The following is a 20575-nucleotide window of genomic DNA, read 5'->3' on the forward strand; positions in this document are numbered from 1 at the left end:
TAAAAGAGGACTATATGCCAAACATTTTATCCATTGTATTAACAATATTTATATTAACAAGTTGCTCTACATCAGGTTCACTCGAAACGAGCGAACCTGAACAGAATGTCAGTATTCCTGAATACAAAATAGGTGCAGGGGATCAATTATATATTAACGTTTGGAAAAATCAGGACTTATCACTAAATATGCTCGTTCGTCCTGATGGAAAAATATCCGTCCCACTTGTTGGTGATATTAGCGCCGTAGGTCTTCCTGCAGAGACATTAGCTGCGCAACTTAACGAACGCTTAAAGAAGTTTATTCGAGACCCAGAGGTGACGGTAATAGTTACATCACCGATCAGTGCCGAATTTTTAACTCGAGTTCGTATCACTGGCGCAGTTAACGCCCCTCAATCGACGCCTCACAGACAAGGGATGACCGTACTCGATTTACTATTACAAGCAGGAAGTCTAACCCCTTTTGCCGACGGTGACGGTGCTATTTTATACCGAAAAACAGACGATGGTGTTAAACGTTACTCTGTAGAACTTGATCACATTATTAAACAAGGGGATATATCTACGAATTATGAATTACGTCCATCAGATATTCTGATTGTCCCTGAAAGTTTATTTTAACGTGAATTTAATGAGGTATTTTAAACATGGAACAAAATGAAATATTAAAATATATACCCATTATATGGCAGAGAATCTGTTTAAAAAAATTCAAATCGATACTGCTTATAACGTTAATCAGCTTTGCCATTTTAAGTATAGGAATCTATAAACCTTCTGTATTTAATAGTGAAGTAACTATTTTTGCTGATACTCAAAATATAATCAAACCCTTACTAGGAAAGCAAACTTCAGTAACAAATGTAAAACAAAGTAGAACAGCACAAATTCGAGATGTTATGTACTCCCCTAGACAGTTAAATAAAGTTATTAATAATATTTATGGCAAAGATACTTTCACAACAGCGGCAGACCGTGAGCAAGAGCTTGCCAGTATACGAGAAAAACTAGAGGTCAAAGGGTTATCAGGTAATTACATTAAAATAGTGTATCAAGATGATAGCCCTGAGAAAACCTATAGATTACTTAATGAAATAGTTAGACTCTTCATTGAAGATAGTGCGAATACTAAAAGAGATGAAAGTCGAAGCGCATATAACTTTATAAAACAACAAGTGACGAGTTATAAGAATCAATTAGTGTTAGCTGAGAATAAATTAAAGAGATTTAAATCATCACATTTAGATGGCACAGAAACAGGCGTCGAATCTAGAATTTCAGTGTTACGTAGTGATATTGAAGATATGAAAATAGAAAAATTAGAAAACTTAAATCGTATTCATTTACTTAAAAAACAATTAAGTTCTCAAAAAAAATTCTCATCGAATGATTATGAAGTATCCATTTACCAAAATCAACTTAGGGCATTACAACTTCGCCTTGAAAACCTACTACTCGAGTATAAAGACGATTACCCTGAAGTATCTGACGTTAGATACCAAATTAGTAATCTAAATAAAGTTATTCAAGATTTGAACTCTGGAAAAAAAGAGAAAAGTGATATATCAAGTACTCTCAACCCATTATATCAAGAGCTAAAAATAAATTTAGCAGAAGCCACTATTTTAAACAGCACAATAGAAAACAGACTTAAAGCCTTTTATAAGTTAATTGAAGATGCCTATGAACGACGTAAGCGAATTGCAAATAACCAAGCAGAGTTGTCTGAATTGACTCGGGATTACAATGTAGTTCGAACTCTATATGAAGACATGCTTGCAAATAAAGAAAAAGCGCGCATTTCCATGGTGCTAGATATTGAAGGACAAGGTGTTAACTACAAAATACAAGAGCCAGCAACTTACCCCATGATCCCATCTGGACTTCGCTTTATACACTTCGTTATTGCAGGCCCCATCCTTGGATTATTATCGGTCATCTGTCTATTTGCAGTAAAAGTCGTACTCGATAATAAGATTCGCTTTGCATCTCAACTGTCATCACTCACTAATACACAACTTCTAATCAGTATTGATCACACTTTTAGTCGCTCTGAAAGAAAAAAACAAAAAATAAACAATATTTTGTGCACGTTTTACTTCTTATGCGCATTAACGATCTATATAGCAACTGCACTTACGCAAAAATATGACGTATCTATACCAACATTAATTACACCATTGTATTTTCAATTAATGGAATTAATAAAATGACACAGAACCCTTTAAATTTAAAAGCACAAAATATTAGTAGTGGCCAATTGAATTCGAATAGTATGGATAGCGATAACTGTAAAAAAATTAAAAATATGAATGATGCTTGTCTATTCACTTCAGAAGAACTAGATGAGCTAAAAATAATTTATCCCGGCTGTAAAAATGATAAATCTCTTAATTATTATCGCGAATTACGCACTAAACTATTAAAAGCAGCCAATAACAAAAATTTTGTTTGTATGGTTTCTAGCATCGCAGAGGGGGCTGGAACGAGTCATGTTGCAGTTAACTTGGCTGCAAGTATTGCACTGGACCACAGTAAAACAGCGCTGATAATAGACTGTAATAGCTACAACCCTCATTTACATAACTATGTGAAGGATGAAGATCCACTCGGATTATCTAACTACCTTGAGCAAAACACCCAAGAAATCGAAGATATTATCTACCCTTCAGGTATTCGTCGAGTCAGGATTATACCTAGCGGTATTCGAACTGAATATGCAGCTGAAAATTTTTCATCTGAAAAAATGAAATTGTTTATCGATACAGTAAAAAAACGTTATCCAGATCGTTTTATTATTTTAGACACTCCACCTATTAGCCTTTATGTAGAAAGCCAAATTTTAGCGTCAATTTGCGATATAGCTATTTTAGTCATTCGCTACGGTCATACTACAGCATCAGAAGTGCAGACCGGAATTGATCTGATTAACAGTGATAAATTAGCGGGTGTTATTCTTAACAATGAGTAATATATCTATGAATATGAGTAACAATACTATTCGAATATATATAACTCTATCCTCGTTTAGCATCTTCTACGGGGGTAGCGCTATTGCATCTGAAGCCGACGCCCGAAATAAATTTATAGAGGTAGGCGCGGAGTATGAACACAGCGATAACATCTATAAATTACCTAATCGCAAGAAGGATGGGACGACGACGACTGCAGGAATAGAACTCGGCTATAAGCAAAGTAAAGCCAACAACCGCATTACTCTTAACTACTATGCTGAACACTCAGAGACAAGTGAAGCAGAATTACAAAGTAATAGTTATTGGGTCGGTAACTCTGCAATTTCACAAGACGTTTTCAGTAAAAATCTGCTGTTTAATCTTGAGCATACACGTCAGCGTTACCTTATAGATCAAACTAAAACAGGACTTGATAGCAATCAAGATGAAAGGGATCTTCTAACAGCTGGTTTACAATGGCTAATACCTTATTCACCCCGAGTCATCTTTATATTAGGTGCTACACATACACAAACTTGGTTTAAAAAAGAGAAAATTAATGATAACAGTACGAACGAAGGCCAAGTCAGTTTGCAATATGCATTCGATGACATATCACAAATTCAACTCAGTTATTTTCGTAGCCAAAATAAGTTTGATGATTTTGATTACACCTACGATGAGCACAACTTAGATGTCAGCTTAACACGTCAATACTTACTGGGAAATTACGCCTTTAACGCAGGAGGAAACTGGGTTGATACTTCCAGCGAAAAATATGATGGATACCATTATGGGTTCACTATTGATGCAAGACGTCATCGGCATTTATTTATCTTTAATGCATCTCAAGTATTAACCAATACTTCAGCCCAAGTTGGCACAGATGACGAGTTAGACTTTTCAAAAAATCAATTGTTTTATAGAACTAATATTTCATTGCAACAACAGTACACGTCATTAGATGAACGATTACTCAGTACAATCCGCTTATATTATGACAATGATGATGCGATCACATCCATTGACGGATCTGATATTGGCGATCAAGATAGATATGGCGCTTACGTAAAGCTATCCTGGTCATTTACACACAAATTAAGTGCTAACTTATTCCTCAACTATTATAACGCAGAGCTTTCAACTAGCGACACAAAAAAATTCGTAGAAGCAAAAATTGGCAGCCGTTATAATTTAAATTCCTCAATATATATCCAATTTACTGTGTCTTTTGAAAAACAAAATAGCATGCAGAACTCTGCTGGTTATGAAGAGAAAAACTATGCAACGAGAATAGCTTTCAGATACTAAATATTCTTATATTAGGGAGTATATTTTGCAAAAAAACATCACTCAAACATTACTCATTGTTGAAGATGACATTGGACTTCAAACTCAACTTAAATGGCATTTTTCTAATTATAATGTAGTGGTAGCTGCGAATGTCAATGATGCTATTACAGCTATACGTTTACATGAACCACAAGTTATGGTGCAAGATCTTGGCTTACCACCCGAACCAGATGGTGTAATACAGGGTTTCGAATTACTACAACAATCCCTGCGTATACATCCCCACATGAAATTAATAGTGATGACAGGTAATGATTGTAATGAGCATGCGCTAAAAGCGGTCAGCCTAGGTGCTTATGACTTCTATAGTAAACCAGCCAACCCTGAAACACTGGAACTTATCGTTCAACGTGCCTTTCATATGCATCAACTTGAAAGCAAAAATAGAGCCTTTAACTTATCTAAAAGTAGCAACCTGGAAGGATTAATCACTACCGATGATAAAATGCTAAAACTTTGTAAATTAATCGAAAAAGTAGCGCCGACCAATGCGGCTTGCTTACTCCTTGGTGAAAGTGGAACAGGTAAAGAAGTATTAGCTAAAGCATTACATACTCTCAGTACTCGTAATGAGTATCCTTTTGTGGCAATAAATTGCGCAGCCCTACCCGAGAATTTGTTTGAGAGTGAATTATTCGGATATGAGAAAGGTGCGTTTACCGGCGCTGTAAAAAGTACCCCCGGAAAGTTTGAGCTTGCGAATGGTGGAACAGTATTTCTTGATGAAATTGGGGAAATGCCCCTGCAATTACAAGCTAAACTACTACGCTTTCTGCAAGAGAAAGTAATAGAACGAATTGGAGGTCGGAAGTTAATTCACCTAGATACCAGAATTGTCTGTGCAACCAATAGAAATCTAGAAGATATGATGGCTAACGCCGCATTCCGGGAAGACCTCTATTATCGAATTGCAGAAATACAGATAGAAATTCCGCCATTAAGAGATAGAAGCTCAGACAAAACTTTACTCGCTCGTTATTTGTTAAAAAAATATGCTCAAAAAGAACATTTAAACATAGTCGGTCTTAGTGAAGACGCCATCAATGCTATCGAGGAATATTCATGGCCTGGCAATATTCGAGAGCTTAGCAATAAAGTAACTCGGGCCGCAATCATGTGTGAAGATAAATACATTAGCGCAGAAGATCTCGGTCTAAAGTCAGCTGAAAACATCCATCTAAATCTAAAAGTTATTAGAGAAAGTGCGGAAAAAGATGCGCTTAAAACAACACTAAGTGCAACGGGGAATAATATCTCTGCAGCTGCAAAACTGCTTGGTGTCACTAGACCTACATTATACGATTTAATGAAAAAACATAATTTGGATGCAAGCTTAAAAACAAACCTAATTTAATCACAAACTAAAAATCAGTCAAACACATAAACCTTAAAAAAGTTAGACTAGGAAGACACATATGAAATTAATTGAACTTAATATTCAAATAAAAAACCTCTTCACAGCATTATTACTATCAGGTGTAATTCTAGTCGCAGGCTGCAATGAATCAGCTGATTTACAGAACAACACTGATCCAAATATATATATTCAACAGAGTAAAGTATTCCTCGACGGGCATCAATTTAAATCCGCTTTTAATGCCGCAACTGAAGGGATCAATGCCGATCCTAACCGACTTGAGAGTTATCTTATTTTAGCGTCAATACACCTACAATCAGGGCATCCCAAAGATAGTATTAAAGTGCTTGAAGCTTTTACTGGCAGTAAAAATGTCGAGTACTATTTTGCACTACTGGATGCCTACCAAATGTCAAACAAATTAATTTCAGCACAACAACTTATTGAACAACGACAACAATTACTATCGACACAAGCACAGCGTTTACAGCTATCCGTTGCACAGCAACTACTGCATACCGATGAGTTAGAAAAAGCCAAAACAACGTTTAACCAATTATTAGAAGATCCGGATTACAAAGTTGAGAGCATGCTTGGCTTAGCCAAAATTGAAGTTGCCTCAGACAACGAAATTAATGCAATCAATATAATTGATAGTATCATCGAAATCGCCCCTAAAAACACAGAAGCTCTCTTCTTAAAAAGTCTAATTTATATCAATATGGATGAGCTTACTAATGCCGAAGAAGCACTATCACAAACACTAGCTAGCCTTCCAAATGCTGATATATTTACAGTACAACGAATTAAAATATTTCAGAGCTTAGCACACGTATTAACACAACAAGGTCGACTATCTGAAGCAAAAATATATACACGTATTTTATCTGATGAATTCCCAATGTCAGAATCATTGTCACTACAATATACTCAGGCACTTAACTTATTTAAAAATGAAGATTTTTCAGCAGCTAAAGAAATATTATTGGAAATTTTAGATGGTTCTCCTGGGCATAAAAAATCAGCCGCCTTATTAGGATTAATACTTTACAATGAAGGTAACCCAGAAAACGCCGAAAAGTATCTCATAGATGTTGTTGACCCAGAAGTATCTCCAAAAAAACTCACAGAACTTTATGTTAAAACCCTATTACAACAAAATAAATATGACAATGTATTAGATCTACTTAAGTATATACCCGAAACAAATAGAGATACTGACACATGGATTCTTTATATAAGTGCTGCAATCCAGCAAAAAGAGTTCAGCAAAGCCAAAGAAGGTCTTGATAAAGCAATGTCATTAAGCCCTAAGTCTGAGCGTGTTGCATTACTTGCATTCCTTTATTACAGCAACTTACCAGAACCACAGCCAAAGATGGCATTACAAACCCTATCTTCAAGTTTAACTTTTAATCCAGAAAGCCCAAAATTACAAACATTGTACATTCGACAACTACTTACACTTAATAAAACAACGGAAGTAGATAACTATGTGGCAAGTTTAGAGAAAACATATAGTAAAAATACGAATACACAATTAATTATCGCGAGTTACTACATGTATCAACAGCGATTACATAAGGCAATGCCAATAATAGAAAATATTTTGGTATCAGAGAAAGATAATATCCAAGCACTTTATACCTTGGCTAAAATCAATAATATAAATAAAAACTGGCAGCTATCTTTAAATAGCTATAACGACATTATTAAGTTTTACCCTACTGAAATCACAGCCTATAAAGGAGCGATACTGAGCTTAATGAAATTAAAAAAAGATCCCTTAAAGACAGCTGACTACCTTCCCGAAAATTATAATGCTAGTGTATTAGCACTAACCTTAGCCCATTTAAGCCTACAACAAAATAGGCTTGATTTAGCTGATAATTATGCAAAAGAAGCAAACAATGAGTTGCCTAAAAAATACCAAGTAAACCATGATGAATTAACGGTACAAGTTGCTCTATTGAAAGGACGTACCGCTTTCATAGAAAAAGATTATCTAAAAGCGAGAGAAATAGTTACTTCTACAACTAAACATTATGTAAATAATGTCCACCTCCTCAGTTTATTAACTCATATAGAGATTGCTTCAGGTCAATATAACGAAGCCCAAAGCCTAGCTGAACAAATAAACCAATTATTACCTAATAATTCATTAGCTACACTACTCAATTCACAGATATTGGATGCCAAAGGAGAAAAAAATAAAGCAATTAAGCTATTACATTCATACTGGAATAAAGTAAAAGATAGAAGCGTCGCTGAGCAATTATATTTACAATTAAAAACTAATAGTTCAGAAAAAGCGTTCACGTTTCTTGATGAATGGCAAAATGAGTTTCCTGATAGCCTGATACCGACTCGTTATAAGGCTATTTACTTGCAGGAACAAGGTGAAAATAAGCAAGCGATTGCCATCTATAATTCCATATTACAAAAAGCACCAAATGAGATAATCAGTTTAAACAATACCGCTTGGCTTTCTTTTGAAGCTGGTATTCCACAGGCTCTTTCTTTTGCTGAGCGAGCCTATAAATTAAAGCCCAATAATGCTGCCATTTTAGATACTTATGGTTGGATATTATTTCATAATGGGGATAAAAACCGAGGAAAAGCCTTAATCCAACAAGCCAGTAAATTATTGCCTAATGATAAAAACATTCAACAACATTTAGACGAGGTAAGTAAGGGATAACTGTCGAAATAATTTACACAAATTTCAAGTAATCAAACTGTAAATATGTAGCACATTGAAAATTAAATAATATTAAAATTGGTGTGAAAAATGCTTTATATTGAATAGGTATATTTTAAAGGCAATAACCATGAGAAAGTTTATATATCTACTAACAGCGTTATTTTTATTAGTAAGCACGACAACATCTGCAATGTTACTTGAAGGTAAAATAGACTTCACCGGTCTATCAACGACTACCGACAATGGTTCAGCAGTAACGTCATTGATGTTCTCTACGTTTGAAATCGATGCGGTTACAGGTGATTTTATTCCAGCTGTGACGCCAGGTGATACAGTCATATTTTCGGATTTAGCCACCATAGTTCCAACAATTGATTTATGGCATATAGGAGGGTTTGAATTTGACCTTGCTGCTATTACTATAAATACGATTGTGGGTAGTGTAGCTATCGTTGAAGGGGCTGGTTTTCTTTCAAAGGCTGGCTATGAAACAACGCCCTATAATTGGGCTTACAGTAGCAGACGAGGTAATAATTCCTTCTCTGCAACAGTATCTCCTGCCCCCCCTAGTATTATCCGAACTAGGAGTTCATTCCCTCCGACTGTGGTCCCTGCGCCTGCTGGTGCAGCGCTTTTAGGTTTAGCTATTTTAGGCTTTGGATTCACTCGTCGTAATAATCAGGTGCAACACAACTAACCCTATACCAATTTATACCCGTATAGCGTTGATAGGTAATAAGTCACTTGTTTTCATGGGAATGAATTAATGGAAAAACATCAAGTAAAATTAATACTCAGTTTAGATTATGAGCTTTTTTTTGGTGATAGTACTGGCAGTATTGAAAACTGTATGATTAATCCGACACAACAGTTACTTCAATTATTGAATAAGTATAATTGTAAAGTCAGCTTATTTGTTGATGCAGGGTTTCTAGTTAAACTAAAAGCGCAATCTTTTGACTTTCCAGTTTTAGAAAAACAATATCAAACGATTAAAACACAATTAAAATCATTGTCATCACAAGGCCATGATATACAACTCCATATTCATCCTCATTGGCAGGATAGCTATTATAATGGTAATACTTGGGTAATTAATACTAAGCGCTATCGCTTGCATGATTTTAACCCGGAAGAAATCTATGACATAGTACAAAGCTATAAACAAGAACTTGAATCATGTAGTGGACAAGCTGTATTCGCTTTTCGAGCTGGCGGCTGGTGTTTACAACCCTTTGAGAAAATCAAGTTAGCGTTAAAAGCGAGTGGGATTTGGTTAGACAGTACCGTGTTTTCTCAAGGACATTCAGATGATCCAACTCGCAGATTTGATTTTAATACCATACCTAAGCAAGCATATTGGTTTTTTGATAATGATCCTTTAAAACAACAACAAGACGGTTACTTTACCGAACTTCCCATCAGTGCGACTAAAACATCACCTCTATTTTTTTGGAAGCTCGCATTTCGTAAAAGATTCTCCAGCCATTTATTTAGTACCTTCGGCGATGGGCGAGCAATGATCGCAAGTCGCAGTTATTATATTGAGCGATTAACGAAAACAACTTACGGGCCAGTCATGATTGATGGCTCTAAAGCAGGACAGCTAGAGAAGGCATTTCAAGAACATCTAGAACAAGCAAATCAAGATAGTATTTTTAATATAATGGGGCACCCAAAAAGCTTATCCCCCTACTCTTTAATAAAATTAGAGCAATTTTTACAGCTACATCACGAGCTAGATTCCATTACCTATCAAGATCTTAAACATCTTAAAAATACATTTATACCAGATCTTAATAAAAGGTATTCATGAAAGCTAAACTTAAATACCTAATGTTTACCGTATAAAGTCATCATTTTTACGCCCTAAAAAAGCACCGAACGTTTCCACGCTAGTGCTTTATATACTGACAAATACTTATTGAAAGAGAAGTTTACATGACTTAATCTACTTAAAATAAGTTTGTATTATCCGTAAACCATCAACCGTTTACAATGTTACGTACAATAACAAGATCTTCTGGTGTATCAACGCCTGCAGCGGGTGCTTCAAGCGCTTCTTCAACATGAATTTTTTCACCATGCCAAAGTACACGTAATTGCTCTAACGATTCAATCTGCTCTAATTCTGTTTCCGCCCACTGAACGTAATCACGAATAAAACCAGCACGGTATGCATAAATACCGATATGGCGTTGGTACACAGGCTTAATATTTGTCACTGTCGCATGCATAAAGTTATCACGATGATACGGAATAGGTGCACGGCTAAAATATAAAGCATAACCTTGTTTGTCCGTGACAACTTTCACCGCATTAGGGTTAAAGACTTCTTCCACATCGGTGATAGCAACAGATAGTGTCGCCATACGCGCTTCGCTTTGTTTGCCAAGGTTAGTCGCTACTTGCTCAATAATACGCGGTGGAATTAATGGTTCGTCACCTTGTACATTAACAATAATGTCATCATCATTAAAACCTAATTTACTACATACTTCAGCTAAACGCTCTGTACCAGAGTTATGCGTGGGTGAAGTCATACAAACTTCATAACCTAAAGCAGTAACAGCCTGTTCAATACGAATATCATCTGTAGCAACAACAACACGTGAAGCACCACTTTGCATAGCTTGTTCGGCAACTCGTTGAATCATTGTTTTACCGCAAATATCAACGAGCGGCTTACCGGGCAAGCGGCTAGATTGATAGCGTGATGGGATAATGACAATAAAACTCATTTATCTAACTCTTCACTGCTTAACTGACGTGCTTTAACCTCAAGTAGTACTGGAATACCTTCCGTAATTGGATAAGCAAGACGATCTACATTACAAATAAGTTCGTTGTTGCTTTTATCATAATGCAGTTTTCCTTTACAAACAGGACAAGCAATAATTTCAAGTAAGTTATGATCCAGAGTCATGGGTTAATTCCTTTAATTTTAATAATAACTGCGGTAAAAAATCGCTATCTAAACTTGCGTTTACCGGTAAATAATACCAATTATCTTGAGCAAAAGATTGACACTTTACAGCATCTTTCTCAGTCATAATAACGGTTCGGCCTGCTGCAAATTGTTCAATTTCAGCGGCAGTAAAAGCGTGATGGTCAGGAAATGAAAGATATTCTTCAATCACATAATCGTGTTTATCTAATGTAGTATAAAAACGCTGAGGATTACCAATGCCGGCAATTGCAACCATCGATTTAGATTTACCCGATGTCACTAATTCATTATTTGCTACTTTACGTAATGGCGCAGCAACTAATAACATATTCAGCTCGCCAGCCAAGCCGTTACCACCATTACAGATTACAAAATCAGCCGTTTTTAAACGCCAAGCCCCTTCTCGTAACGGTCCCATTGGTAATAAATGACCATTGCCAAGGCGACGTTTACCGTCAATCACAATTAATTCTATATCTCTTTGCATGGCATAATGCTGTAACCCGTCATCAGTAATAATAACATCGACATCAAAATTAGCTAACAAGTGCGCAGCTGCCTCGACACGTACAGGACTAATCACCAAAGGACACTGCGTACGTTGCTGTAACATAAACGGCTCATCACCACTGTGCTCAACAGGCGACTCATCAGTAACAATATAAGGATATTGGGGTGCTTTAGATCCGTAACCTCGGCTAATAATACCAGGCTTATAACCCGCAGCGGTCAGTTGCTCACACAAATATACAACAAGCGGCGTTTTACCAGTACCACCAACCGTGATATTACCAACAACTATCGTCGGTACCGAAGGTTTGATACTGCCTTTAATGCCCGATTTAAATAACGCGCGACGGCAACCTGTAATGGCTGCAAAAGTAACACTTAACGGTGCAAGTAACCATTTAGCCCAATGGTTACCATACCAAACATCCTCTTCTATTTTCACACTGAGTCCTATTTAGCCACCAAGTTGTAAACGGTGTAATTGTGCGTAATGTTCACCTTTAGCAAGTAATTCGCTATGTGAGCCACTTTCAATAATAGAGCCATTTTCAATTACTAAAATTCGGTCTGCTGCTTCAATCGTTGATAAGCGGTGAGCTATCACTAATGACGTTCTATCTTTTTGTAATATTTCAAGGGCTTGCTGTACTTTACGTTCTGATTCAGCGTCCAATGCAGACGTTGCTTCATCGAGAATTAAGATGGGTGCATCTTGTAACAATGCTCGTGCAATGGCCAGACGTTGGCGTTGACCACCTGATAGCATTGCACCATTTTCACCAACTATAGTATCAAAGCCATTGTCAAAACCTTCAATAAATTCTAATGCGTTGGCTTTAGTCGCGGCTTCAATAATCTCTGCACGTGTCACTTCGTTAATACGCCCATAAGCAATATTAGCAGCGATCGAATCATTAAATAGATGTACATTTTGCGATACTAAGGCAATCTGGTTACGTAAAGATTTCAATTCATAGTCATGAAGAGGCATATCATCAATACTAATCTGACCTTTTTCTATTTCATAAAAACGCGTAATCAAACTGGCCAATGTTGATTTACCACTACCCGAGCGACCAACAAGAGCGATCATCTCACCGGGTTGTGCAGTAAAGTTCATATTCTCAATCAAGCGCGAACTCGCGGTTGGATAAGTAAAATCAACATTTGAGAAGGTAATTTTACCTGTAACACGTTCCGCTACATAGGTACCTGTATTTTTCTCTGCTTCGAGATCAAGAATATCAAATAAGCTGTTACATGCCGAAATTGCTCTTTGGATTTCAGAATTGACGTTAGTAATATCACGTAATGGACGTAATAACGCCATCATAGAGCCGACAATGGCCACGAATTTACCTGGCGTAAGTTCCGCACGAATGGATTCAAAAGACGCAAGATATAAAACAACACCAAGTGCAAATGAAGCCACGACCTGTACTAGCGCATTACTTGCTGCACCGGTTATCGCCATTTTCATTTGTTGCTGGCGAATATGGTTACTCACAATACCAAAACGTTCACGTTCTGTGTCATGCCCAGCTGACATTAATACGTCTTTATGACCATGTAACATTTGCTGCGCTGTTGATGACACATTACCCATAGCTTGCTGTAGTCGTAGACTGATCACACGAAAGCGACGGCTCACAGTACCAATAATGATACCGACCAGTGGAGCAATAAATAATAAAACGAGGGATAACTGCCAGCTTTGGTAGAACATCCAAATAAGCAAACCAAGAATAAACGCACCACTACGGAACACGTTTATGATTGTTTTAGATGCTGCACCTGAAACTTGGCTGGAATCATAGATAATTTTTGATACTAATTCACCGGATGGGGTTTTATCAAAGAAGCTCACTGGTAAATGCATTAAATGATCAAATAACTGACGTTGTAAACGCATTACTACGGTATTACCCGCTTTCGCCATGCAATAACTTGAACCAAATGAAGCTAAGCCACGTAAACAAACCATACCGACAACAAAGAGTGGCATCCACTTTAAGAATGCTGACGTTTCAGCGTTAAAGCCATCATCGACAAGCGGCTGTAGAATATTAAGTAACGTTGCATCGACAATGCCGTAACCAAGCATAGCGAGGATACCAAAACCTAAGGTGGTTTTTAAGTCGAGAACATATATAGAAAATCGCTTAACCGTTTGCCAAGCTGTACGCTGTTGATCCATGAAAACTGTCTTGTTATTGAGATAGACAATCATTTTAAACCTAGGTTAACTAAAATACCAAACTTTCAATGCATAGAACTTCATAATAACTGTTTTTTAACCATATTAGTAAAAAGGCTGCCCCAAATGGAGCTGCCTTTTAAATGATAATGATTAAGTCAATGAAAATAACAAGCATAAGTTTACGCCGCGTTATTTTTATTCACCTCTATTTGAGTGGGTTGACTTGGTGTTACGACTTGAGTATTACCGCCAATATTTAACAACCATGCTAGCGCGGGTAGGAAACATAGAGCACCGATCATATTCCAGATAAACATGAAAGTAAGCATTAAGCCCATGTCAGCTTGAAATTTAATGGGTGACAATACCCAAGTGCACACACCAATAGCTAAGGTAACACCAGTAAATGCAACCGCTTTACCTGTGCTGGATAATGCGTACTTATAAGCGTCTTGTAAGTTATCTCCCATTTTTAAACGGGCTGATAACTGACTATAAATGTAGATGCCATAATCCACACCAATGCCCACACCTAATGCAATGACAGGTAATGTGGCCACTTTAACGCCAATACCTAATGTAGCCATTAGCGCTTGGCCTAAGATAGAGGTCAGCGCTAAAGGCAAAATAATACATATGAGTGTTTTGACTGAACGGAATGTCAGGAAGCAAAGCAGCCCAACTACGCCATATACCCACATCAACATTTGATATTGTGCTTTCTCAATCACGCTGTTTGTCGCCGCTTCAATACCCGCATTGCCAGCCGCAAGCGCAAAATTAACACCTTCAGTTTTATTCGCTGCTGTGTAAGCAGTGATATCAGCAATCACAGTTTCGAGTGTATTCGCTTTATGATCATCAAGATAAATAATAAGCGGTAACATGCTACACGTATTATTCATAAACGCAGCAGGTGCACGACCTACAGCAGCATTAAGTACTAATTGATTAGGACTTAATCCTTGCCATTTTGGATTACCTTCATTCATGCCCACAATGGCTTTTTTAGCAATCGTCGCCACGGAAAGCGTTGATTGCACACCAGGTATACCTTCAACATGTGCTTGTAATTGGTTTACTGCATTCAATGTATGGTAACTACTACATTGTTCTGCGGGGGTCTCGACCATTAACACCATGATGTCAGTGCTCGCTTGGTAATTATTTGCAACATACGCATTATCTAAATTATAGCGACTGTCTGCGCGTAATTCAGGCGCACCCGCGTCGAGATCACCAATTTTTAACGCTTGTCCTTGATACAAACCAACAGCAAGACAAACCACACCAAATATTAATGCAGACTTGGCCCATTTTGCATCAGCAAAACGGCTAAACACAGTGACAATTAGCGGCGTCTTTGATTGTTCAGCTAGCAAATATTTAATGCCCGCAGGAGACACTCCTGTCCAAGACATTAAAATGGGTAACAGCACTAAGTTAGTTAACAAAATAACCGCAACACCCACACTCGCTGCAGTGGCCAAATCTTGAATAACCTGAATTTCAATCACATTCAAGGTAATAAAACCAAGACCATCACTTAACAATGCAATTAGACCTGGAATTGCGAGAGCTCTAAACGCAAGACGCGCAGCTTGTTCTGCTTTATTGCCAGCAGCCATATGTTGACCGATTGAACTAATTAACTGAACACCATGACTTACCGCAATCGCAAATACTAAAAATGGCACTAACATAGAGTAAGGGTCTAGGCCCTGCCCTAATAAGTTAAGTAATCCTAATTGCCAAATAACCGCAACCAGTGCACAAGTAACTGTCACTATCGTGCTTCTTAAGCAACGACTATAAAGATATAGTAAAGCGAAAGTAATGATAATAGCAGTGATAAAGAAGATAACTACTTCAGATGCACCAGCAATAAGATCACCAACAACCTTAGCAAATCCAGTAATATGCACTTTAACGCCGTCTACTTCATATTTACTGCGTATGTCTTCTAACGTATTTGATAATTGATCGTAATCTAATGGCTTGCCTGTATCCGGGTTTATGCTCATTAACGGTAATAAGAAAACCGCTGACTTAAAATCATCACCAACTAAATAACCAACTTGCCCAGATAACATAACGTTACGGCGTAATCGGTCTAGCGTGCGCTGGCTACCATCATAATCACTTGGTATAACAGTACCACCAACAAAACCATCTTCTGTTACCTCAGCCCAAGTCACATTTGAGGTCCAAATTGATTTCATCCCAGAGCGATCAACACCCGAAATAAAAAACAATTCATCATTCAATGCGCGCATCCGTTCTTGAAAATCCGCATTAAAGATATCGCCTTTTTCATTTTCAATAACAACGCGGACGCTATTGCCTAAACTGGCCAACTCTTGTTTATAATTTAAGTAGTTTTGAATATATTCATGCTGTACTGGGATCATCTTTTCGAATGATGCGCTCGGCCTCACTAAACTTGCGTTATAAGCTAAAAAAGCAGTGAGCAATACGATGAATGCAAACACCACATATTTAAAACCAAATAATTGTTTTTCGATCCAAATAGTTAGTTTTTCCATGTTATTTTAGACCTCCCTGTACTAATTCATTTTTCAGACTGCTTTGCCAACCACGGAGACCCGTTGTAACAACATTACCATCAATTACTTTAACTGATGTGATATCAATACGTTGATTCGATTTTGAAATATCATTAAAGACATGCCCATCATAAACGAGTTTTAGACCACCAGCCCCCACTAATAACAACTCCTTGCTATTTAGCCAGTCAGCAGAAAATATATGATTTGTCACGCCTGTATCCAAGCGCTGCCAAGTATCGCCTTGGTTTTTCGACGTAAACATGTTGCCACGTAATCCATAGCTGTAGAGTGTATTTCCTTGCACTTCGATACCAAATAATGACCCCGAGTAATCAATATCTAACGAACGCCAAGTTTGACCTTGATCTGACGTTGCAATACCGAAACCAGCCTCACCAATAACATAAATATTCTTTTCTGCATCTGTTGTTAATGCATTAAGATGGAAACCTTCAGGATTCGGCACTTTAAAACCGATATATTCCCAGCTATTACCACCATCTTTAGTCTCTAACATTGCACCATAAGCGCCAATAACAAGGCCATAATCTGCTGTACTAAATAGCACATCAAAGAATGAAATTTCAATGCCAGAATTAACCGTTAAATCTTCTAATTTATACGATGCATCATCAAGTTGCATTTCAATTTCATCCAGCATATCTTCATCGATACCCGCAACTTCGGCCCGTTCAAATGCAGCTGTTAACAATACAACTTGAGTCTCTAAACTTGATTTAAGTAGGTTTGTTAATTGAAGACCATCAAAAACCTTATTCCAATTATGACCACCATCCGTTGTTTTTAATATTACACCTTGATGACCCACAGCCCAAGCCACTTTCTCATCAATAAAATCAACTGCGGTTATCGTTGTTTGCACTGGCACGTTAGCCTGAAGCCAAGCGGAGTTACTATCATCTCGAACCAAAATACGGCCGTACTCACCAACCAATATTTGTCGCTTAGCATAATTATCAATTTCTAAAAAAACACTTTTCTCTACAAGGCTATTCATTTCAGCCGCGACCAGTAGAACATTATTCTCTACATAACCGTTTGCTGTGTTTAGCGCTTGTTCCTCGCTTGCACTGTGTACAGGTAAACTTAATGTACATAACAGCGCCAACAATTTTTTGTCCATACTTGGCATTTGTACTCCCTAATCCCTTAAGTTTACGGCGTCTTTTCACTAAGACCCCCAATTTTCATCAAATGGTTATATAGCCGTCATTTGATGTAAAAATTCAACAGTTGTGAACCAACCAACAACTATTTACGAATGGTAATGTTCTCCTCGATATGCACCTGGTGTGATCCCTTTCCAGCGCTTAAAAGCACGAGAAAAATTGGCCACATTAGAAAAGCCCAATAAGTAACTTATTTCCCCCAAAGATAAAAGGTTTTGATTGAGGTGTTGCTCGGCTATTGTTTGACGAATATTTTCAACTAAATCTTTATAACTCGTCCCTGAATCATTTAATTTTCGCTGTAAGCTACGCTGACTGAAATTTAATTTTTCAGCCACCAGATCAATATTAGGTATACCTGTCGCCATCCGTGAAACGACTTCTGAACGTACTTTACTTACAACATTATTACTCGTCAGCCCTGCGAGATAATCATCTGCCGCCCGATCACTTAATAACATGAGATCAGGCGCAGAATTAGGAAGGCGTTTTGATAACAATTCACGATCCATTACCAGCATAGATTTACTTGAACTAAACTCAATCGAACATCCAGTATGGGCTTCAAATTGCTCGCGACAACGACTGTCGACAGTCGTATATATCTTAATTGGTGCAAAGCCAGGATTAGAAAGATCACGACATATTTTGATGATGGACAGCAGCATTGTTAATTCAAGTTGGGCACCGATACGATTAATATCGCTTGCGGTCTCATTTAGGTTTAACGCGAGATAACAATACGTTTCATCTTCGCTTAGATTAATGCGGCATGTACTACTCAAAACACGATCATAATGAACTAAACGGGTAAATGCATCTTGTAAAGACGAGGATGCTTGTAATGCATAACCAAGCGCGTGAAACGTTGTCGCAACAATACATTGACTAATTTTAATTGGTAAGAGTGGGTCATCTGTTAACACAACAGATTGCTCGAAAAGTTTATTACACAGACTAATCGGCACACGACTGCCTACATGTGTAATTTCATTCATGTTAATGTCTGATTTAGACAGCAGTTCAAGAGGCTCTATACCTTTCCATTGCAAGGCTTTAGAGAGCGCAACAAGCCAACCACCAATAACATCTCCTTGTCCGTCCATTACCAGCACTCCTTTGCTTATATTTATTGTCGCTTTATTGATAATAGATGGTTTACAGATAGACTATCGATCAAAAATACACGAATACATACAATAAATATTCCACACAGGCAACATATTCGCAACAAGGTTAATTCAAAAATAAGAGATTAGTATCATAATAATTCAAACGTTTGATTAAATGATCATAAAGGCATTAGATTATCGATAGATTTAATGCCTAAATAGATATAATTTAAGGGTTAAAGAATCTCGCTAAATATATCAGCAGCTTCAATATCAAGAATACCTGATCGATTAACTGTTATTTTATGACGCTGATAAACGACTTTAGCACTATCATCTTTTAATCCAACCACCACGTTAACTTGGTAACGTCTTTCAATCGCTTCTTTACTTATTTTACTATCATGTTCTGCATAGACAGCACCGGTTCCACGTTCCAAATAACGAATAAATGGACGCACACTAAAATAGATCTGCTCTTGCATACGATCATAGCCCGCTTGAAAACCTTTATTACTCACTCGAGTATCAAGGCGATAGTGTAATAGAATTGATTCTTGCTTGTTTTGCGGACGACGGCGATATAATACGTCACGTACAACGATTGGTAATTTACTCTGTTTAATGTAGTCCAGCCATATACGCTGCTTGGAAATAATTTGTTTATTTGATGTGTCGATTAGATTTCTTGACCACTTTGGGCGCCCCTTACGGATCCAACGCCATAAAGTGTTATTAAATTCATCTTTAAAGATCTCCCTGAAGCCATAAATAACCGATAACACAGCAATTAAAGCATAGGTTAAACCTTTTAACTCACCTTGAGCAAAAAAGATCATACTTAATACAATCACCATCACAAGTGACGTTGCAGTACCTTTTACAATTTTTTTCTGGTGTTTACCCAATTGCTGAGTTTGTTCTTTAAAGATCACACCATGCTCGATTAAACGACGCAATAAACGCATTTTATTCGCAATTCGATTCGGGTCTAATAAGGTTCTTGGTGAATTATAGCCATTTTCTAAACGATACTTAGCTTCACCACGACAAAAACCTATAATTTCAGCCCGCTCATCAAGAAATTCATTGCTTTTTTTCCGCTTTGATAACGCTTTATAACAGCATTGCTCACTAAACCATGACAGATAATTATCCACATTATTAAAATAAGCTTTTAATTTTTCATCTGCCGGGGCATTACGACGAAACTTCTTAATAATCGATTTTGCGACATCATTAAGCTCTATTAGCGCAGAATAGAATAATTGCGGTTCGATTTGCTGTTGAATATTGCTGATATCTTTTTCGAAGGCTTTAGCAAATTGATAAGCAAACAGATTTAAGTTAACACGGTATTCGTCTGGAGAACGTTTCATTCGACTTGCAAAACGGCTTTGTACTAACGGGAGGTGTAAACCTTCAGAATAATATGCGCGCTTACCTTGAATGCCACGATAGAAATAATCTTCTTCCGTCAATGTCTGCGGATTGATCCCCATCTCATTGGGTAATAAAAAATACACATCAATACGACGATAACCACCTTGCGGGATCAGGTGATTCAGTTTAAATGATAATTTATCTTCTTGCTTTAAAACAATCTTAGCCACGCGTTGTACATCCTTTAATTATTACACGTACTCCTTGCCCCACTTTACATAGAACGCACG

The 20575-nt window shown here is 37.3% G+C and carries 16 protein-coding genes; 8 read left to right on the forward strand and 8 right to left on the reverse strand.

Features of this window, described 5'->3' with window-relative positions; genetic code table 11:
* The first annotated feature begins 14 nt into the window (after positions 1 to 14).
* From HWV01_RS12555 to HWV01_RS12590, 8 genes are all read left to right on the forward strand, one after another.
* Positions 15 to 623: an XrtA/PEP-CTERM system exopolysaccharide export protein gene (locus HWV01_RS12555; protein ID WP_211671875.1), complete on the forward strand. Its 609-nt coding sequence runs from the start codon at positions 15 to 17 to the stop codon at positions 621 to 623.
* 26 nt (positions 624 to 649) lie between these two features.
* Positions 650 to 2215: an XrtA system polysaccharide chain length determinant gene (locus tag HWV01_RS12560; RefSeq protein ID WP_211671876.1), complete on the forward strand. Its 1566-nt coding sequence runs from the start codon at positions 650 to 652 to the stop codon at positions 2213 to 2215.
* Positions 2212 to 2973 carry an AAA family ATPase gene (locus tag HWV01_RS12565; protein ID WP_211671877.1) on the forward strand — a complete coding sequence of 254 codons (762 nt, stop codon included), beginning with the start codon at positions 2212 to 2214 and terminating at the stop codon, positions 2971 to 2973. Before HWV01_RS12560 ends, HWV01_RS12565 begins: the two co-directional genes overlap by 4 nt.
* A 7-nt stretch (positions 2974 to 2980) precedes the next feature.
* The gene (locus tag HWV01_RS12570; RefSeq protein WP_211671878.1) at positions 2981 to 4267 is read left to right on the forward strand and encodes a hypothetical protein; all 1287 of its coding nucleotides are present in this window, start codon (positions 2981 to 2983) and stop codon (positions 4265 to 4267) included.
* 25 nt (positions 4268 to 4292) lie between these two features.
* The gene (gene prsR / locus HWV01_RS12575) at positions 4293 to 5663 is read left to right on the forward strand and encodes a PEP-CTERM-box response regulator transcription factor (RefSeq protein ID WP_211671879.1); all 1371 of its coding nucleotides are present in this window, start codon (positions 4293 to 4295) and stop codon (positions 5661 to 5663) included.
* 61 nt (positions 5664 to 5724) lie between these two features.
* Positions 5725 to 8367 (forward strand): tetratricopeptide repeat protein, encoded by a 2643-nt coding sequence (locus HWV01_RS12580; RefSeq protein ID WP_211671880.1) that lies wholly within the window; start codon positions 5725 to 5727, stop codon positions 8365 to 8367.
* 130 nt (positions 8368 to 8497) lie between these two features.
* On the forward strand, positions 8498 to 9067 hold the full coding sequence (locus HWV01_RS12585) for a hypothetical protein (RefSeq protein WP_211671881.1): 570 nt from the start codon (positions 8498 to 8500) through the stop codon (positions 9065 to 9067).
* A gap of 69 nt (positions 9068 to 9136) precedes the next feature.
* On the forward strand, positions 9137 to 10186 hold the full coding sequence (locus HWV01_RS12590; RefSeq protein WP_211671882.1) for a hypothetical protein: 1050 nt from the start codon (positions 9137 to 9139) through the stop codon (positions 10184 to 10186).
* A 169-nt stretch (positions 10187 to 10355) separates the two neighbouring features.
* Here the strand turns inward: HWV01_RS12590 and kdsB are convergent, their stop codons facing one another.
* From kdsB to HWV01_RS12630, 8 genes are all read right to left on the reverse strand, one after another.
* Complete coding sequence (kdsB, locus tag HWV01_RS12595) at positions 10356 to 11111, reverse strand: 3-deoxy-manno-octulosonate cytidylyltransferase (RefSeq protein ID WP_211671883.1); 756 nt, start codon at positions 11109 to 11111, stop codon at positions 10356 to 10358.
* Positions 11108 to 11296 (reverse strand): Trm112 family protein, encoded by a 189-nt coding sequence (locus HWV01_RS12600; protein ID WP_371816326.1) that lies wholly within the window; start codon positions 11294 to 11296, stop codon positions 11108 to 11110. The genes kdsB and HWV01_RS12600 overlap by 4 nt, the downstream gene beginning before the upstream one ends.
* The gene (gene lpxK, locus HWV01_RS12605; protein ID WP_211671884.1) at positions 11280 to 12272 is read right to left on the reverse strand and encodes a tetraacyldisaccharide 4'-kinase; all 993 of its coding nucleotides are present in this window, start codon (positions 12270 to 12272) and stop codon (positions 11280 to 11282) included. Before lpxK ends, HWV01_RS12600 begins: the two co-directional genes overlap by 17 nt.
* A gap of 12 nt (positions 12273 to 12284) precedes the next feature.
* Positions 12285 to 14060, reverse strand: coding sequence for a lipid A export permease/ATP-binding protein MsbA (gene msbA / locus HWV01_RS12610; protein WP_211671885.1), 1776 nt, complete (start codon positions 14058 to 14060; stop codon positions 12285 to 12287).
* Positions 14061 to 14209: 149 nt separating this feature from the next.
* A complete protein-coding gene (locus tag HWV01_RS12615) occupies positions 14210 to 16576 on the reverse strand; it encodes an RND family transporter (RefSeq protein ID WP_211671886.1) in 2367 nt (788 codons plus the stop codon).
* A 1-nt stretch (position 16577) separates the two neighbouring features.
* Positions 16578 to 17753 (reverse strand): YCF48-related protein, encoded by a 1176-nt coding sequence (locus HWV01_RS12620; RefSeq protein ID WP_211671887.1) that lies wholly within the window; start codon positions 17751 to 17753, stop codon positions 16578 to 16580.
* Between the two features lie 123 nt (positions 17754 to 17876).
* Positions 17877 to 18896: an AraC family transcriptional regulator gene (locus tag HWV01_RS12625; RefSeq protein WP_211671888.1), complete on the reverse strand. Its 1020-nt coding sequence runs from the start codon at positions 18894 to 18896 to the stop codon at positions 17877 to 17879.
* Positions 18897 to 19138: 242 nt separating this feature from the next.
* Positions 19139 to 20515, reverse strand: coding sequence for a hypothetical protein (locus HWV01_RS12630; protein ID WP_211671889.1), 1377 nt, complete (start codon positions 20513 to 20515; stop codon positions 19139 to 19141).
* Positions 20516 to 20575 lie beyond the last annotated feature (60 nt).

This window comes from Moritella sp. 5 (assembly GCF_018219455.1).
GTDB lineage: Bacteria > Pseudomonadota > Gammaproteobacteria > Enterobacterales > Moritellaceae > Moritella.

Bases quoted from the DNA above. Each gene is read 5' to 3' on its own strand.
- HWV01_RS12555 (WP_211671875.1), top strand. From the start codon at position 15: ATGCCAAACATTTTATCCATTGTATTAACAATATTTATATTAACAAGT.
- HWV01_RS12560 (WP_211671876.1), top strand. From the start codon at position 650: ATGGAACAAAATGAAATATTAAAATATATACCCATTATATGGCAGAGA.
- HWV01_RS12565 (WP_211671877.1), top strand. From the start codon at position 2,212: ATGACACAGAACCCTTTAAATTTAAAAGCACAAAATATTAGTAGTGGC.
- HWV01_RS12570 (WP_211671878.1), top strand. From the start codon at position 2,981: ATGAATATGAGTAACAATACTATTCGAATATATATAACTCTATCCTCG.
- HWV01_RS12580 (WP_211671880.1), top strand. From the start codon at position 5,725: ATGAAATTAATTGAACTTAATATTCAAATAAAAAACCTCTTCACAGCA.
- HWV01_RS12585 (WP_211671881.1), top strand. From the start codon at position 8,498: ATGAGAAAGTTTATATATCTACTAACAGCGTTATTTTTATTAGTAAGC.
- HWV01_RS12590 (WP_211671882.1), top strand. From the start codon at position 9,137: ATGGAAAAACATCAAGTAAAATTAATACTCAGTTTAGATTATGAGCTT.
- kdsB (WP_211671883.1), bottom strand. From the start codon at position 11,111: ATGAGTTTTATTGTCATTATCCCATCACGCTATCAATCTAGCCGCTTG.
- HWV01_RS12600 (WP_371816326.1), bottom strand. From the start codon at position 11,296: ATGACTCTGGATCATAACTTACTTGAAATTATTGCTTGTCCTGTTTGT.
- msbA (WP_211671885.1), bottom strand. From the start codon at position 14,060: ATGATTGTCTATCTCAATAACAAGACAGTTTTCATGGATCAACAGCGT.
- HWV01_RS12615 (WP_211671886.1), bottom strand. From the start codon at position 16,576: ATGGAAAAACTAACTATTTGGATCGAAAAACAATTATTTGGTTTTAAA.
- HWV01_RS12620 (WP_211671887.1), bottom strand. From the start codon at position 17,753: ATGCCAAGTATGGACAAAAAATTGTTGGCGCTGTTATGTACATTAAGT.
- HWV01_RS12625 (WP_211671888.1), bottom strand. From the start codon at position 18,896: ATGGACGGACAAGGAGATGTTATTGGTGGTTGGCTTGTTGCGCTCTCT.